The organism is Amycolatopsis sp. WAC 01416 (assembly GCF_003947485.1).
Lineage (GTDB): Bacteria > Actinomycetota > Actinomycetes > Mycobacteriales > Pseudonocardiaceae > Amycolatopsis.
In genome coordinates this window covers 94,890-110,340 of record NZ_QHHX01000008.1, presented here as the reverse complement: position 1 = coordinate 110,340, position 15,451 = coordinate 94,890, and the positions used below count along the sequence as shown (strand labels likewise).

General features: G+C 66.7%; 16 protein-coding genes. 6 read left to right on the top strand and 10 right to left on the bottom strand.

Annotated features, from left to right (window positions below):
- Positions 1-150 precede the first annotated feature (150 nt).
- From DL990_RS26990 to DL990_RS26970, 5 genes are all read right to left on the bottom strand, one after another.
- On the bottom strand, positions 151-1,047 hold the full coding sequence (locus DL990_RS26990) for a helix-turn-helix domain-containing protein (RefSeq protein WP_233620582.1): 897 nt from the start codon (positions 1,045-1,047) through the stop codon (positions 151-153).
- 1,067 nt (positions 1,048-2,114) lie between these two features.
- A complete protein-coding gene (gene vanX / locus DL990_RS26985; RefSeq protein ID WP_125800317.1) occupies positions 2,115-2,723 on the bottom strand; it encodes a D-Ala-D-Ala dipeptidase VanX in 609 nt (202 codons plus the stop codon).
- Positions 2,720-3,760 carry a D-alanine--(R)-lactate ligase VanA-Ao2 gene (vanA-Ao2, locus tag DL990_RS26980; protein WP_125789827.1) on the bottom strand — a complete coding sequence of 347 codons (1,041 nt, stop codon included), beginning with the start codon at positions 3,758-3,760 and terminating at the stop codon, positions 2,720-2,722. Before vanA-Ao2 ends, vanX begins: the two co-directional genes overlap by 4 nt.
- Position 3,761: 1 nt before the next feature.
- Positions 3,762-4,790, bottom strand: a complete 1,029-nt coding sequence (vanH, locus tag DL990_RS26975; protein ID WP_125789826.1) for a VanH-AOV family D-lactate dehydrogenase — start codon at positions 4,788-4,790, stop codon at positions 3,762-3,764.
- A gap of 121 nt (positions 4,791-4,911) precedes the next feature.
- Positions 4,912-5,649, bottom strand: a complete 738-nt coding sequence (locus DL990_RS26970) for an alpha/beta fold hydrolase (protein ID WP_174151981.1) — start codon at positions 5,647-5,649, stop codon at positions 4,912-4,914.
- 73 nt (positions 5,650-5,722) lie between these two features.
- Here DL990_RS26970 and DL990_RS26965 point away from each other — a divergent pair, with 73 nt between their 5' ends.
- Complete coding sequence (locus tag DL990_RS26965; RefSeq protein ID WP_233620581.1) at positions 5,723-6,334, top strand: TetR/AcrR family transcriptional regulator; 612 nt, start codon at positions 5,723-5,725, stop codon at positions 6,332-6,334.
- 385 nt (positions 6,335-6,719) lie between these two features.
- On the opposite strand, the gene DL990_RS26960 is transcribed toward DL990_RS26965, so the two are convergent.
- The gene (locus tag DL990_RS26960; RefSeq protein ID WP_125800315.1) at positions 6,720-8,072 is read right to left on the bottom strand and encodes a hypothetical protein; all 1,353 of its coding nucleotides are present in this window, start codon (positions 8,070-8,072) and stop codon (positions 6,720-6,722) included.
- A 172-nt stretch (positions 8,073-8,244) separates the two neighbouring features.
- On the opposite strand from DL990_RS26960, the gene DL990_RS26955 reads away from it, so the two are divergent.
- From DL990_RS26955 to DL990_RS26945, 3 genes are all read left to right on the top strand, one after another.
- Entirely contained in the window at positions 8,245-9,129 is an 885-nt protein-coding gene (locus DL990_RS26955) for an AraC family transcriptional regulator (RefSeq protein WP_125789823.1), read from the top strand.
- 157 nt (positions 9,130-9,286) lie between these two features.
- On the top strand, positions 9,287-11,467 hold the full coding sequence (locus DL990_RS26950; protein ID WP_125800314.1) for an RICIN domain-containing protein: 2,181 nt from the start codon (positions 9,287-9,289) through the stop codon (positions 11,465-11,467).
- A gap of 151 nt (positions 11,468-11,618) precedes the next feature.
- Positions 11,619-12,308, top strand: coding sequence for a VCBS repeat-containing protein (locus DL990_RS26945; RefSeq protein WP_125800313.1), 690 nt, complete (start codon positions 11,619-11,621; stop codon positions 12,306-12,308).
- 75 nt (positions 12,309-12,383) lie between these two features.
- Here DL990_RS26945 and DL990_RS26940 read toward each other — a convergent pair whose 3' ends face one another.
- The 3 genes from DL990_RS26940 to DL990_RS26930 form a co-directional block, all read right to left on the bottom strand.
- Entirely contained in the window at positions 12,384-12,680 is a 297-nt protein-coding gene (locus DL990_RS26940) for a DUF1540 domain-containing protein (RefSeq protein WP_037310991.1), read from the bottom strand.
- Between the two features lie 98 nt (positions 12,681-12,778).
- Positions 12,779-13,675, bottom strand: coding sequence for a PDR/VanB family oxidoreductase (locus DL990_RS26935; RefSeq protein WP_125800312.1), 897 nt, complete (start codon positions 13,673-13,675; stop codon positions 12,779-12,781).
- Positions 13,676-13,688: 13 nt separating this feature from the next.
- The gene (locus tag DL990_RS26930; protein WP_125800311.1) at positions 13,689-14,330 is read right to left on the bottom strand and encodes an MSMEG_1061 family FMN-dependent PPOX-type flavoprotein; all 642 of its coding nucleotides are present in this window, start codon (positions 14,328-14,330) and stop codon (positions 13,689-13,691) included.
- Positions 14,331-14,397: 67 nt separating this feature from the next.
- On the opposite strand from DL990_RS26930, the gene DL990_RS26925 reads away from it, so the two are divergent.
- The gene (locus tag DL990_RS26925) at positions 14,398-15,015 is read left to right on the top strand and encodes a TetR/AcrR family transcriptional regulator (protein ID WP_125800310.1); all 618 of its coding nucleotides are present in this window, start codon (positions 14,398-14,400) and stop codon (positions 15,013-15,015) included.
- Between the two features lie 62 nt (positions 15,016-15,077).
- Positions 15,078-15,299 carry a hypothetical protein gene (locus DL990_RS26920; RefSeq protein WP_125789817.1) on the top strand — a complete coding sequence of 74 codons (222 nt, stop codon included), beginning with the start codon at positions 15,078-15,080 and terminating at the stop codon, positions 15,297-15,299.
- A gap of 1 nt (position 15,300) precedes the next feature.
- On the opposite strand, the gene DL990_RS26915 is transcribed toward DL990_RS26920, so the two are convergent.
- Positions 15,301-15,444 (bottom strand): hypothetical protein, encoded by a 144-nt coding sequence (locus tag DL990_RS26915; RefSeq protein WP_233620580.1) that lies wholly within the window; start codon positions 15,442-15,444, stop codon positions 15,301-15,303.
- Positions 15,445-15,451: the final 7 nt, after the last annotated feature.

The following is a 15,451-nucleotide window of genomic DNA, read 5'->3' as shown; positions in this document are numbered from 1 at the left end:
CGAGCGACCGGCCTTGGCACCGCCCGAGCGGACGACTGTCCACTATGGACTTGCCGGGTCCGCCCCGCCTCGCCGAAGGTCGCGAAAGGGGGCTTTCTCCGCCTGACGCACGGAGAAAGCCCCCACCGCAAGTCGCTCACCGTCGAACGATCACCTGGCGGCCAGATCGGTCGCCCGGCTCTCCAGGTGATCCGCGAAACCCGCCCAGACCCGAGCGTGGTCCCTGGCGAACCCGGCGACCACTCCATACAGATGCGGCGGGACACCGCGCAGGATTCTTTCCCATTCCTGCCCGTCGATGGAATGCATGGCGAGCATGCGCAACAGGATCCGGCCGACTTCGCTCAGCCGCAGGGCGGGATCGGCCTTGAGCCGCTCCAGCACGACGATTCGCTCTCGATCAAGGGACTGCCCCAGATCGGATTCGGTCAGGCTCAGTGAATGCGGTTTGGTCCGCAATTTCCTGCTCCCGTCCGGGGTCGGGCTCTCACCGCGCTCCAACCGGCCCCGTACGTCGCGAACCGTCTCCGGGGAGATGCCGACCTGTTTGGCGACCTGCCTGAGCGAAAGGCCGGGGTCATTGCGAATGAGGTCGGCCGCGAGTCTTCGCCGCTCCGAACTGTCGACGGGGCGGATACGTCCGTCCCGCCCGATCCTGGCGTCGTTTCCCCCCTCGCCGCCACGTTTGCGCAGGTCCGCCACCGTGCCGGCGGAGATGCCTGTCACCGAGGCGACCCGCCGGTCGGACCATTGCGGATGAGTCCCGATGATCCGGACGGCCGCCCGTTTGCGGTCCGCGAGCGAAAGCGGCAGACCATGCCGGATATTCGCTTCCACGGCCAAGACGAAGGCGTCGGATTCGGTCCCCTCAATGAACTTTGCCAGAATTTTCGTATCACCGCGAACTCGTGCCGCCGTCAATCGGTGCAGGCCATCGACCACCTGCATCGTTGAACGGTGAACAAGAATAGGCGGAAGCTCCCACTCTGCCGACAAGAGCATCTCGACATGCTCCGGATCCTCGCCCGAAGTTCTCGGCGAGTACACGGAAGACAGTCTCGACAGCTCGATTTCGACGACCGGGAGAGCGGATAGGTCAACTCTCGTCGGATCCACCTAGCCCCCATTGAATCTCTTATTCGTCAACTTTCAGACATGACACGGAGCCTCACCGTCCAACCGCTCAGCATCGATGGTTGGACATCGCGATCCCGTCCAGCGTCAACTTCGGTGACACGGCGGGTCCCCTCGACGGTGAGGATCCCTCGAACACCACCGGCGGACCCGGATACGCGGGCCGCCACGGCCTCCCCGATGGCCGGTGGCAGTGCACTGTCCACAAGACATCCGCTCGACGACATCGATCGGCGAGGCCGCACCCGGGCAGCCCGACAAAGCCGATACCTGCCGCAGCGCGAGGTCTCGGGACGCATTTCCGATCTAGCGTTCTCGGCTCCAGCTTAGATCAGCGGTCACCGACCGGAACCCAAGACAGCCTCTTGGTCGCGAGTCAACATCGCCCCCCTCGATCCCCAGTAGTGCGAACCCTGCCAGCCCCAGTGAGTCCGCACGAGATCAGCATGGCACGGTCAATCCTTGGCGTGCAATTGACGAATAGTGTGATTTCCGCAGTGCGAGCACCGCGCAAGATCAATATTCGAAGTCCGCACTCGGTATTGACTCGGTCACCTGCCACGGCTACGGCACTCTGGCTCATACCGGCCAAGGGGCCGATAGCTGGGCTGTTCGCGGAAATTGCTACGCCATTCGCGGGACCACCGCTATTCGTAGGATGATCACAGCGCGCGTCGGCGGCGTCCCGTTCTTTGTCACTTGTTCACACGAATGGCGGAGCCTGGCTTCCCGCATGATCGCCGCCGCGCACTCGCGAGGAGACACGCTACGTGAGCGAGAATGTGCCGGACGCACACGCCGATACGGACTGGAATGAAGCCGATCCCGAGTCGCGAGGGAACTGGCGGAAAGAAGAATGCCGCGGGCGCCATAGGGCACCCGCGGCATCGCGATCGTCCGGCTCGCGCCGACGGAGGGCGGTCAGCGTGCCCCCTCCGGGGCGCTGTCCACGTCGATGACCTCGGTCGGCGCGAGTCCGGCTACTCGATGGGAAAATCGAAATACGTGTCCGGGTAAGGCTCGTCCTTCAGGCTGTAGTGCCACCACTCGCACTCGTACGCGTTGAAGCCCGAACCCTCCATGACAGCGCGGAGGTGTTCACGGTTCTTCGTCGCTTCTTCCGTGACCCCCGCTGCCCCGTGATGCGAGACGACGTCCATCAGGTCGTGGTCGCCACCCATCTCGGCGAGCTCACCGGTGTCCAGGTGGTACAGCGTCAGATCCACCGTGCTGCCCCGGCTGTGGCCGGACTTGGTGGCCACGTAACCCTGTTCGAACATCTGGGGCCGCTCGATGTTCGGGTAGTGCCTGGACTTCTTCCGGCCGTCTTCGGGCTCTTCCGCCCAGCGCATGAACCGGTCCACGGCGCGCTGCGGACGGTAGCCGTCCCAAAGGAGCAGACCGAAGCCGAGCCCCTCGGCCCTGTCCCGCGCCTTCTCCATCGCCGCGCAGAACGCCCGCGTGCCGGCGATCCGATTCACCAGGTAGCCGTCCACCGGTTTGCCGGTGAAGTTGTCCCACGTGGCGTACTTGGCGTCCCAGCGGATCCCGGAGACGACCTCGTCGACGAAGACGAAATCATCCTTCATTCGTCACGGCCCGCCAGCGTCAGGTTCACCAGCCGGTCGATCACGTCGCCGAGCGAGAGGCCGGCGGCGTTCATCATGCGCGGGTAGCGGCTGTAGGAGGTCAGGCCGGGCAGGGTGTTGACCTCGTTGAGCACCACGCTCCCGTCCTCCTTGAGGAACAGGTCGACCCGCGCGAGGCCGCGGCAGCCCAGTGCGCGGTAGATGACCTTCGCGGTCTCCTGGACAAGGTCACGCGACTCGTCCGGGATGTCCGCGGGAACGATGAAGCTGGAGTTCTCGGAGCCGGTCTCGGGGCTCTTCTCCTGGTGGATCTTGAAGAAGCCGTGGGTCAGCGCGACCCGGTCGACCTCGCCCGCGAAGAGGTCCTCGTCGTTGCCGAGGATCGAGCAGCCGATCTCGCTGCCGACGACGGCCTCTTCGATCAGGACCTTCGCGTCGTACTGGCGCGCCTCCGCCAGCGCGGCGGGCAGCTCTTCCTTCGCGGAGACCTTGCTGACGCCGAACGACGAGCCGGAGCGGGCGGGCTTCACGAAGACCGGGTAGTTCAGCTCATCCGCGTCGACGTCGTTGTCCGGCGTGACGATGTAGAAGTTCGGCGTCGCGATCCCCGCGCCGCGGACGACGGAATAGGTGAGGGCCTTGTCGATGCACATGACCGAGCTCGGGAGGTCGCAGCCGACGTAGGGGATGCCGGAGATCTCCAGCAGGCCCTGCATCGCACCGTCTTCGCCGAACTTGCCGTGCAGGACCGGCAGCACCACGTCGAGGGCGATCGTCTCGTACTTGCCCTCGTCCAGGACGAGCAGCCCGTGCATACCGCGGTCCGGCGACAGCACGGCGGGACGGACGTTCCCGCTCTCCCAATCCTCGGCGGGGCCGTCGCACAGCATCCAGGCACCGCTCTGGGTGATCCCGATGTAGAACGGCTCGTACTTCTCGAGGTCGAGGTGCTTCTGGACCTCGCGCGCAGATTTGATGGAGATAGGATGTTCTTCGGAAAGACCGCCGAACAGAATTCCGATTTTCAACCTATCCATGCTACTTCCCGCTTTCGAATTGGAGACAATTGATGATGGAGTTTTCGATGGTGTCGCTCAGCGCGTGGTCCGTGTAATAGGCGGTATGCGGGCTGATGAGCACGTTCGACAGTTTTTCCAACCGCAGCAACGTCTTGCTCTCTATGGGCTTGTTCCGGCAGTCGGCGTAGAAGATCCCTTCCTCGCCTTCGAGGACATCCAGCGCCGCGCCGCCCAGTTTGCCGCTTTCCAATGCCGAAATGAGGGCTTCGGTTTCGATGAGCGGACCACGTCCGGTGTTGATGATGTACGCGCCGTCCTTCATCCGACCGATGTTCTTCCGGTCGAGAAGATGATAGGTATCCGTGTTGAGCGGCACATGGAGCGTCACGATATCGCTCTGCTCCAGCAATTCGTCGAGCGGGACGTAATCGGCCGACGCGGTGAGGACCGTGTCGTAGGCCAGCACCCGGCAGCCGAAACCACGCAGCCGGTCGAGGACCGCAACACCGATCCGCCCGGTTCCGACCACCCCGACGGTCAGATCGCGCAGCTCTTTCCCGCGCACCTCGTCCAGCCGGTAGTCGTGGACCTCGGTGCGAAGGACGATGGACTTGGCGTTCCGCACGGCCATCAGCATCAGCATGAGCGTGAAGTCGGCGACGCTGTCGGGCGAGTAGGCGACGTTGCCGACGGTGATACCGACGCTCGCCGCGTATTCCACATCGATGTGGTTGAAGCCGATGCTCCGCGTGGAGATGTATTTCACGCCCGCTTCGCCGAGCGCGAGAAGAATGGAATTCGTGACCTTGGTCTTGTGACCGATGCTGATGCACCTGTTTCCGGAGACCAGCCCGATATTGGCCTCGGATACCGGTTCCTCGACAATGGTCGGCATTATGCCGAAACGAGGAGCCATCTCCCGGAACAAGGCGGCCTCGTCCTGTCCGCATCCATAAATGGTGATTCCCCTCGCCAACACGGCCGAGGAGGCGGACGCCAGCGATCCGGTGCGGGGGGCAGCTGATCGCGCTGGTTCGCTGTAGGTCATGCCCGACATTGTAGGCAGCGCGATGAGGCGGTCTCTTATGGGGTTTTCGATGGCCCGACAATAAGTTACCAACTGGTAGCGCCGAGTGCACGACTTGTCGTTCACCTGCGCCGCGACCGCTCTATCCCAGATCTTGCCCGCCCGGCACAGGTGCCGAAACCGTCCCGTGACGGATGCCACAGAGCCACTCCGAGACGAGGTCCGCGAGCTCCTCCGGAGCGTCCCTGGCGACGAGGTGACCCGCCGCCGGAACGCGGACGACGGTGACCCGCCGGTTGGCCGCGCGAAGACGGCGCACATCGGCTTCGCCAAGGGGCGATCCCTGCCCGCCGCGCACCACCAGGATAGGCATGTCCAGGGCCCCGGCCGTGGCGAGCAGGGCGGCCCCCGATCCGAGGACGTCCTCCACGATTCGGGTGTAGCGGTCGGCGAGCCCGTGGAAATCGAGCCACGAACGCGCCCTGGCCGGTTCGAGGTCGGGCACGACATCCACGAGCACGAGTCCGCCCGCTCGCTTCGCGACGGCGGGGTCCGCGAGGGCGGCGATGGCGGCCAGTCCACCGACCGAGGCACCCACGAGGACGATCGGCGCGGGCTGACTCCGGACCATCTCGGCCACGTCGCCGGCCAGTGCCCGGAGCGTGGTCGCCTGGCCGGAACTGTCACCGTGACCTCGCAGGTCGAAGGCCACCGACCGGAAGCCGCGCCGGGCCAGCACCGCGGCGACCGGCCCCCAGACCGCACGACGTTCGCCGCCCGCGTGGAGCAGCAGGACCGTCGGGCCGGTGCCGGTCACCGTGCCCCGCAGGGTCACTTCGCCCAGGTCAAGACGGATTTCAGTGGTCACGAACCGAGTCATGGCAGCCTCCCCAGTTACCTTGGCCTCTCAAGGTAACGCAGCTACCTTGGCATATCAAGGTACGATGCCGATCGTGACGACACCCCGAGCACGACGGTCACCCGAGGAGGCCCGGCGGTTGATCCTCGACGCCGCGGCTTCGCTGCTCAGCGAGTCCGGCGTCGCCGCCGTCCAGATGCGCGCCGTGGCCGCACGGATCGGCATGACCGACGCCGGCGTCGCCCACCACTTCGGCAACCGCGAAAAGCTGCTCGCCGAACTCCTCCGCCACGGCGGCCGCCGCCTTCGCGACGCACTTCGCGATCTCCTCGCGAGCTGGCTGGACCACGACGCCGACCTGCTCGAATTCGTCGAAGCCCTCCACGCGCTGTACCGGAACGGCTACGGCGAGCTCGCAGTGGCGCTGCATTCGGCGGGCTGGCGCGACCCGGGCAGCGGAATGCTCGACCCGGTCGTCGATGCCCTCCACCGGCTTCGGCCGCCCGGCAGCCCGCTCGACGACACCCGCCTCGCCGTCGCCGCCCTGCACCAGGCGATGGCCACGGAGGCCCTGTACGGAAGCGATTTCCGGCGCAGCGCCGGCATCGCCGGAGCCGCGGCGGACGATTCGGCCGCCCAGGTGCGCTGGTGGGCGCGCCAGCTCCACCTCGCGCTCGGGCTCGAGCCCGATGACCGGTGGGCGTGATCGCCGGTCCGTGAAGGCCTCCTTGAGGGACTCTGGGTCCCTCAAGGAGGCCTTCACGGACCGCCAGGTCGCCACATGCGCCTCAAGTTTCACACCCAAAGGGCGTGACGGACCCCTTCACGTACTACCGGCAGCCCGCCTGACCCGGAACTCGCGTGATCAGAGGCGCGACACGCGTGTCCAGGCGGACATCACACGGCAATACCCGCTCACAGCCGAGTTCCGCCCCCAATCACGCGAGTTCCGCCTCTGATCACGCGAGTTCCGCCTCCAATCACGTATGTGACGTGCGGGATCACGCGTCGCCCGAGTACATGAAGGACCCCTTCACGGCGCTAAGCGCAATGAAGGGGTCCTTCATGTACTTCACGATCCGCTAGCTAGGTCAGCGGAGCCCCTGCGAAATCAGCTCGCCAAGACCTTCGACGTCGCCGAGCGCTGCTCGCAGCTCGGCGGCGTACTCTTCGGCCCCGGCGCGCAGACCCCGTTCGAGGACGCCCACGGTGTCGAACGCCTCGAAGTCCCCACCGCTCAACGCGGCGACGGATTCCTTGACGACGGCCCCCAGCAACAGCTCCGGCGGCACCACCGGCGTTCCTTCCAGCGGCCAGACGAGATCGTCGAGCACAGCCTGCCCGCCGACCTCGCGGACCAGGCCCGCCGCGGTGATCCCCGGCACCCGGAACCCTTCCGGCAACACCGCGCGAACGCTCAGGTTGCGGGAAAGCCAGTGCAGCAGCTGCGCGTTCACCTCCACCTTGACCGGCTTCGGCGTCAACCACAGCGTGAGGTTCACGTAGAACTCGGTGAGGCGGTCGAGCACCTCACCGCCTTTCTCGAAACCCCACAGGTTGAGGTCGAAATAGTGATGCCAAGTGGCGTCGGCGACGATTCGCCCGACCCCGGCGGCCGCACCGTCGTACACACTGGACACGCCGTAGACCTGCCCGTTGCGTTTGTCGGTGCCGTGCGCGACGATCTCGGGCTTCGGCTGGCCGGCGGGCCCCGACGGCCACACGTCCGACGGGAATTGCCCGGGAATGAGCAGCTGCCCCTCGTGCATGTGGTCGGGGAAGACGGTGATCGGTCCCCGTCTGCCCTGGAACAACGGATGCGGTCTGCCGAACCGCTTCCGCAGGATCAGTTCCTGCGGGTACGGGTCGAGATCGTTCGGGATCGGGTTGTCGATGTCGCTGCCCCACGGATCCGGCTGGTGGGTGTTGTGGCTGAATTCGATACTCGCGTCCGGCCGGTCGTTCCACACCCGCAGCTCACCCGCGCGCGGGACCCGGTGCCCCAGCGCCCGCCCCAGGTTCAGGTAGTCGGGCAGTGACGGATCCGCTCCCGGCGGGCGCGGATTCGAGTGGTCACCGGAGATGAGCACGCCACCACCGGCGTCCATCCAGGCCCGCAACGCCGCGACCTCCGCGTCCACGAGTTCGTTTTCCGGTTCGCCCGGCATAGTGGACTGCAGGATGCCGAAGAACCACACCTGCTCGTATCCGCCGAGAACCTCGGCAGTGAGTTTCCTGGCGGCGTGCCCACCCTCGTGCCGATTGATCAAATCGATCTCGAATTCGGCGAAGAAAGGCTGATTCGCCAAGAGCAGATCGCGGACGATTCCCAATGAGAAGCCGCCGTTACCGGTGAATCCGACCAGGTCCGTGTAGAACAGGATTCTGATCTTCGGCTTGGCGACCGGACTGACTTGATCGGCGACAATACGTTCGTCGAACATTTATTTCCCCCTTGTGTGAAGCACCATGCCGTCTCCCCGACGGTGCTGTCCCTTCCACGTATACCGGAACTTCCGCCCACGGCGCGGGTACCGGCACGGCGGCTGAGGAATCAGGGAGAATGGCGTTCGAGGGTTACGAATTCGGCGGGCACCTTGCTGCAAGGATGCGGGGATGGGTTACCGGACCTGGATGCGGTACTTCACACCGTCCGCCGTGCACCGACGGCTGGGCTTGGTGTGCCTCGGTGTCGGGCTTCAGCACGGCGCGCTGCCCGTCGTGGGGCCACGCGTGCTCGACCATTACGTGGCCGTCGTGGTGTCCAAGGGACGCGGGTGGTTCGCCGTCGCGGGCGGGGAACGGCAGGAGGTCGTCGCGCCCGCCCTGCTGTGGCTCGTTCCCGGCGTCGGGCACCATTACGCGCCCGATCCCGCGCACGGCTGGGAAGAGTGTTTCGTCGATTTCGACGGCAGCGCCGTGGACGCCTACGTGGAACTCGGTTACGTCACGCCGGAGATCCCGGTGGTGCCGCTGGGCGACGTCGAGGCCGTCCGCGACATCGTGAGCCGGATCGTGCGCTGCGCGCGAGGCGGCAGCCCGCTGGCCCAGGTCGACGCCTCCGCGGCGGTGCACCATCTGCTGGTCGCGCTGCGCCGGGCCGCCGCCGTCGGCACCCCCAGCGGCGGTTCCCTGTTGGAGGCGCTGGCGCACGACGCGCTGCTGCCGATCAGCGTCGCGGAGATCGCGGCCCGCCGCGGCATGACGCTGCCCGAACTGCGCACGGCCGTGCGCCGCAGCACCGAAACCGGGTTGAAGGACCACCTGCTGACTCTTCGTCTCAATCGCGCGAAGGAACTCTTGACCACCACGCGGATGCCGGTGCAGGAGGTGGCCCAAGCGATCGGCTACGAGGACGCCGCCTACTTCAGCAGGGTTTTCACCCGCCGCGTCGGGATCTCCCCCGGCCGCTTCCGCGAGTCACGTGTCCGGGCCGTCCCCGGCGGCTGGAGTTCACGCGTTCCCCCTCCCGACGACCCGCCGCTGGTGCCGACGGACTGAGCTTGGACTTCCGCGCGGCGCCGCTTGGACTTTCCGCGCAATAAGTGCATGACCGACGCGTGAAGTTGAGCGAACTCGTTGACTTACGCGCAAGAACGTTCATAACATCGGCGACCGCCCCGCCAACTGTGGTGCGGGTCACCCTTGGGAGAGAGTCATGCGGACCCTGCCTCTTCTCGGCGCCGCGGCCTTGGCCGTGGCGGCGACCACGGTGGTACCGGTGTCGTCCGACGCCGCACCGCCGGACGCGACGTACACCATCACGGTCGACGCCAAGAAGTCGTTCAGCCCGACCACCGACACCCCGGCGAGTAGTTATGTCGACAAGGACGGCACGTTCTACTTCCAGCAGGCGGCCGCGCTCTACGGCGCGGACCAGCCGCGCGAATGGGACTTCTACAGCGGACGGGATTTCGACAGCTTCACCAAGAATCCCATCAGCGGCGCGGTGAACCCGGCCAATCCCGCCGACCGCAACGACGACACGACCTGGCGCTGCAACAACAGCCCGACCGGCAAGGAATCCACGGATCCGCCTGCCGGATCGGGTTATTCGCAGCGCAACTTCTGCGATCTCGTCGGCACCTGGGTCGATCCGGACACCGGCGACTGGTACGGCCTGATCCACAACGAGTTCACGCCCGAGCCGTTCGGCGCGTATTCGTTCTCCCATTACGACGCGATCGACATGGCCGTGTCGAAGGACCAGGGGAAGACCTGGGCCATCAAGGACCACGCGATCACCTCGCCCTACAGCACGAAACGCGGGGACACGGCGGCCTTCCCGCATCAGACGTTCGACTACGGCGACGGCGATCCGCGCCTTTTCGTCGACACCGCTTCCGGCTACTTCTACGTTTACTACGGCTCGCGCATCGTGCCGAAGGCGGGCGCCGGCGGCCCGATGACCGGGCTGGCGCACGTCGCCCGCGCGCCGATCTCGGGCAAGATGGCGTCCGGCACCTGGCAGAAGTGGTTCAACGGCGGCTGGACCCAGCCCGGCGTCGGCGGCCGCGAGAGCAACATGGTTCCCGTCTCCTCCTCCGGCGACACCGGCTACACACCTGTCGCGGACGACTACGACCCCGCCAACACCGGCAACGTCAGCCAGCAGATCGCCGCGGGACAGCTGCCGCGTAAATCGGATCTGTTCATCATGAACATCGCCTTCAACGCGCATCTCGGTCTCTACATCGGCGCACCGGAAGCCGTGGACAGCGTCGTCCCCCAGCGCTACTACGTGACCGATGATCTGACGACGCAGAAATGGCGGCTGATCGGCGACACCGGGAGCTACACCAACCAGTCCTGGTACCGCTGGTTCGTCGATGCCGCGAACAAGACGAACTCGACCATCATCGGCAAGCAGTTCCGGTCGTACTGCGCGGTGGCGTGTTCGAACAACGCGGGCGGTGAGTACACCACCCAGACCATCACGTCGTCCGCACCCGCACCGTCTCCTGTGGACACTTCGCGGAAGTACCGCATCGGCCTCGGCGACGGCCGGGTTCTCGCGCAGGGCACCGGAACCGCGACGACGTCGGTCGCGAGCACGACCGGATCCGACCGTGAAGCGTGGCAATTCTCCTCCGACGGCGACGGCTCGTACCTCGTCACCAACGCCGCCACCGGACAGCTCCTCGGCGTCGACGCCGTGCAAGCGGGCCGGGCGTGGGGCGCGAAACCCACGGTGACCTCGTCCTCGACGGTCGGGCAGCGGTGGTTCATCATTCCGTCCACTGTGGACAAGGGAACGTTCCGGCTGGTGAACCGCTACAGCGGGCTCGTGCTCGGCCTGTCCGGCAAGACGTCACGTCCGGCGGAGACCACCCCACCGCGCTCGTGGACCGACACCACCGGGAACGCCGTCGGTGGCGGCCGGACCGCGGCCGAACAGACGCTGAAGTTCACCGACGCCGGCGCCGGCACCCTCGGCGGGGTCCATACGCTGGCCGCGGCCGGCAAGAACCTCGACGACCCGGACTCTTCGACGACCGCGGGCACCCCGCTGGTCACGTGGACGCCGAACCAGGGTGCCAACCAGAAATGGCTGTTCACCAGGCAGTCCGACGGTTCGTACACCCTGACGAACACGCATTCGAACCTGTGCGCCGACGTCGAAGGCGGTGCCACCACCGCGGGCGCGCGCGTCGTCCAGTGGACGTGCACCGGCGGGGCCAATCAGCGCTGGACAGCGGCGAAACAGTCCGACGGAAGCTACAAGATCGCGAGTGTCCGCTCCGGCCTGCTGCTGACGACAGCGTCCACTTCGGACGGTGCCGCCGTCACGCAACGGGCCGACACGGGCTCCGCGCTCCAGTTGTGGAAGATCGGCTGACTCGAGCGGCCCGCTCCCTCGGGGGCGGGCCGCCGGGTTGTGTTCGTGTGGCACATCACACTCCCACTGCACGTCCATGATCCGCGACCGTCTCCCTTGATGAGAGCACTTTCGGTGAAGAGTTCACCGGAAGCGTCGGAGGGAGAGCATCATGAACCACAGCGGCATCATCCGCACCGCCACCATCACCGGCGTCGCCGCGGCGCTGAGCCTGGCCGCCGTCGTCCCCGCGCTGGCAGGCCCGCAGAGCAGCCCACTGGCCGCGCGATCCACCGACCCGGTCACCACGGTCGCCGATCTCGACGGCGACGGCGAGATCGAGACCGTCACCGCCCAGCTCACCGGCGAGAACGACCAGGTCGTCTCCGCCACCGTGCACGGCACCTTCACCTCGATCCACCTCGGCGCCGACAGCTCCGTCCCGCTCGAAGCCCCGCGCGTCACCGACCTCAACGGCGACGGCCGCGCCGAACTGATCGTCACCCAGTCCGTCGGCGCCAACACCACCTTCTTCACCGCACTGCACTACGACGGCCGCAACCTCCGCCAGGTCGTCGGCAACGACAGCAAGCCGCTGTCGGTCGCCGAAGGCGGCGGCGTCGCCGCCCACCTGGGTTACCAGTGCACCCCGCTCGACGGCGGCGGCCGCACCTTCGAGACCGTCGCCGCCGAAGCCGACGACGTCGGCGCCGACCCGCTCACCTACTCGGGCACCCGCACCGTTTACACCCTTCGCGACGGCGCGCTGACCACCCAGAAGACCATTCCGATCGCTGCCCGCCCGGTGACCGACCCGGTACTCGGCACCGACGCCGCGAGCTGCGCCCAGCCCGGAAGCTGATCGAGTAGATCTGCGCGTGAAGGCCCCCTTCCCTCTGCTGAGCCGAGGGAAGGGGGCCTTCACGCGCAAGTACGGCTATGGAGCGTAGGTCAGGCAATTGGCGGCATGGTCACCCTCGCCAGGCCCCACCCGGACACTCGATGCGGTGCATTCCAGCGCGGAATTGTGACGGCAGTCGGTCCGGGAGCAGGCACCCACCTGAGCGGTCACTCGATCGAGTCCGCCTTTGGTGTTGAGCGGGACGAACGTTCCGCAGTCGGCCGATCCATTGCCGCCGCCGACCGTGATGGCGAAAGCGTGACAGCCGTCGTGGTTGTACGAGCAGCCACTGACCGTGCATTCGTGGACAGCGGGCATTTCGGTGGTGGTCATAACGACTCCTGTACTTCGTGGTGGTGGTGTCGTTCGGTATGACCAGGGTTACACCGCCCCGTTCCCCCGGCAATTCGGGAAAATTCCTTCACGTCCGATCAGAGGTCGACCTCGAGCCGCGAAGACGCGCGGGAGACACAGCAGTACATGCGTCCCGGTGGCGCGCCGATGTCGTCGCGGTGCTCCGGCTCGCCGCCGACGACGGCGATCTCGCAACTGCCGCACACCCCTTCGCGACATCCGGACTGGATCGGGTACCCCGCGTGGCGCAAAGCGTCCAACATGGACTCCTCCGCCGCGACCGGCACCGTCCGTCCTGATCGGACACAGTGCACCTCGAACGGTTCGTCGGGCGCGAATTCCTTGGCCACCGGCCGGAAACGCTCGAGGTGCAGCCGCTGCGCGGGGAACTCCGCTTCGGCCGCGTCGAGCATCGAGGCGGGGCCACAGCAGTAGACCAGCGCTCGCGGACCGAGCCCGGCCGCCAGCGCGGCGAAATCGGGCCTGCCCTGCTCGGCGGTGAAGTGGAGACTCACCCGATCGCCGTACGTTGCCTTCAGTTCGGCGGCGAACGGCATGGTGGCCGCCGACCTGCCCACGTACACCAGCCTGGCCGCAGGACCCGCCGCCGCCAGCATCGGCATCATCGGCGTGACGCCGATCCCACCTGCGATGAACAGGTATTCCGGCGCTTGCAGCAACGGGAAGTTGTTGCGCGGCAACGAAACATCGAGTGTGCGGCCCTCGCGCAGGAACAGGTGGATGTACTCCGAGCCGCCCCGGCTCAGCCGGTCGTACCGGACGGCGACCCGGTAACCGCCGAGATCGGCAGGGTCGCCGCACAGCGAATACTGCCGGGTCAGCCAGTTCGGCAGCGCCAGATCGACGTGCGCGCCCGGCTCCCAGGGCGCCAGCGGTCCCTCGGCGCCGCGCAGGACGAGCGAGACGGCGCCCTCGGCGACCGGCTCCACGCGGTCGAGAACGGTCCGTTGCATCAACGAGATCACCTCAGTACAACTGCCGATAGGCGGTTTCGAGCATGTTCTCCAGTACCGCCGGATCGACGTCGAGCCCCATCTGCTCGGCGGCCATCTCGCCGGCGGACGGCAACTCGTCCGCGAGTGCCTGGCTCGCGGGATCCCAGAGCCGGGACCGGACCAGCGCGCGGCCGCAGTGGAAGAAGGTCTCCACGACCTCGACGATGATCGCCAGTTCCGCCGGTTTGCCTTCGGTGCGCATCCTGACGAGGACGTCCGGTTCGTCGGTGGGATAGGCGCGACCGTTGACCCGGAACACCTCCCGCACGCCGGGGACCACGAACATCAACCCGATCCCGTCGTTCTCGGCGAGATTGCGGAACGAGTCGGCGATCTTGTTGCCCGGCCGGTCGGGGATCGCGAGGGTGCGCTCGTCGAGCACCTTGACGAAACCCGGGTAGTCACCTCGCGGTGAGCAGTCGGGCAGGCCCGTCGCGTCGGCCGTCGCCATCGCCACGAATGGGGAATGGGCGATGAACCGACGGCCGTGCCGGTCGACGCGGTCGTGGACCTTGGCCTTGATCATGGCTTCGGGTTCGCCGAGCCGGGCGCGCACCTGCTCGGGCGAAAGCCGGCGCGGACGCGTCTCGTTGACGAGATCACTGCTGGTCATGGCACAATTATGAGCAATTACTCAGCCTGCTCGCTACTCGCTTTCACGCCGCTTCACCGGGAGTGCCATGACGTCGGAGGAACGACGGATCCAGCCACGTAAACGGCCGCGCCAGGTGCGGGCGGAGCTGACCAGGCAGCGCATCCTCACCGCCGCTGCTCACATTTTCGCCGAGTACGGGTACGCCGCGGGGACCACGAACCGGATCGCCGAACGGGCCCGGATCTCGATCGGCTCGCTGTATCAGTACTACCCGAACAAGGACGCGGTCCTTGCCGAGTTGCTGACCCGCCACCTCGACGGCGACCGGGCCACCGAGACGCTCCGCCGGTACAAGCGGTCGCCGGAACCACTCGAGACCATCGTCCGGGAGTTCGTGCGCACGGTGATCGACAACCATCTCGACGATCCGCGGCTGCTGCAGATCATGCTGGAGCAGGCGCCTCGCTCCGGCGAACTGCTGGAACGGGTCACCCGGCTCGAGTGGGAGATGATCGGTGACCTGCGGGAACTCCTCGACGGCCACCCCGAAGTCCGCGTACAGGACAAGGACACGGCGGCCAGGCTCGTGGCGTCCACCGTGGAACTGACCGTGCACCAGCTCATCGCCGCGCCCGGCTCCATCGACGTCACCCGGCTCGAGAACGAGCTCGTCGCGATGATCGCCGGCTATCTCCGGGCGTGATTTTCCGGGGTTGACCAGGCGAAGAGCGGGTATCCACCGGTGTGAGCCGAGTAAGGGGCAGTATGCGCGGCCTCGCCGCCGGTTGGAGGCGGAAAGGGGGCAGCCTCGCCCTGATCTGGACGTTGATCACCCTGGGCCTGGTCACGATGCTGTGGGTGTCGGGTTTCCGCGCGTGGCCGGTGTACCTGACGGCGGCGCCGGGCGCCGTCGTTTCGGTGCTGCTGTGGATCGGCGTCGTCCGCACCCGCCGCCGCAAGGTCGTCCAGAAGCAGCAGAGCGGTTGAGCTACTTCGTCGCCCGCATGGCCAGCTGGTCGAACTCGCGATCCGGCAGGGTCCTGTTGAGCTCGAGGAGTTTCTCGGCGAGGTGGCCGACCGCGTAGCGCGTTTCCGGCTTGCTTGCCTCGATCGCGCGGCGGATGGCGTCCACGACGACG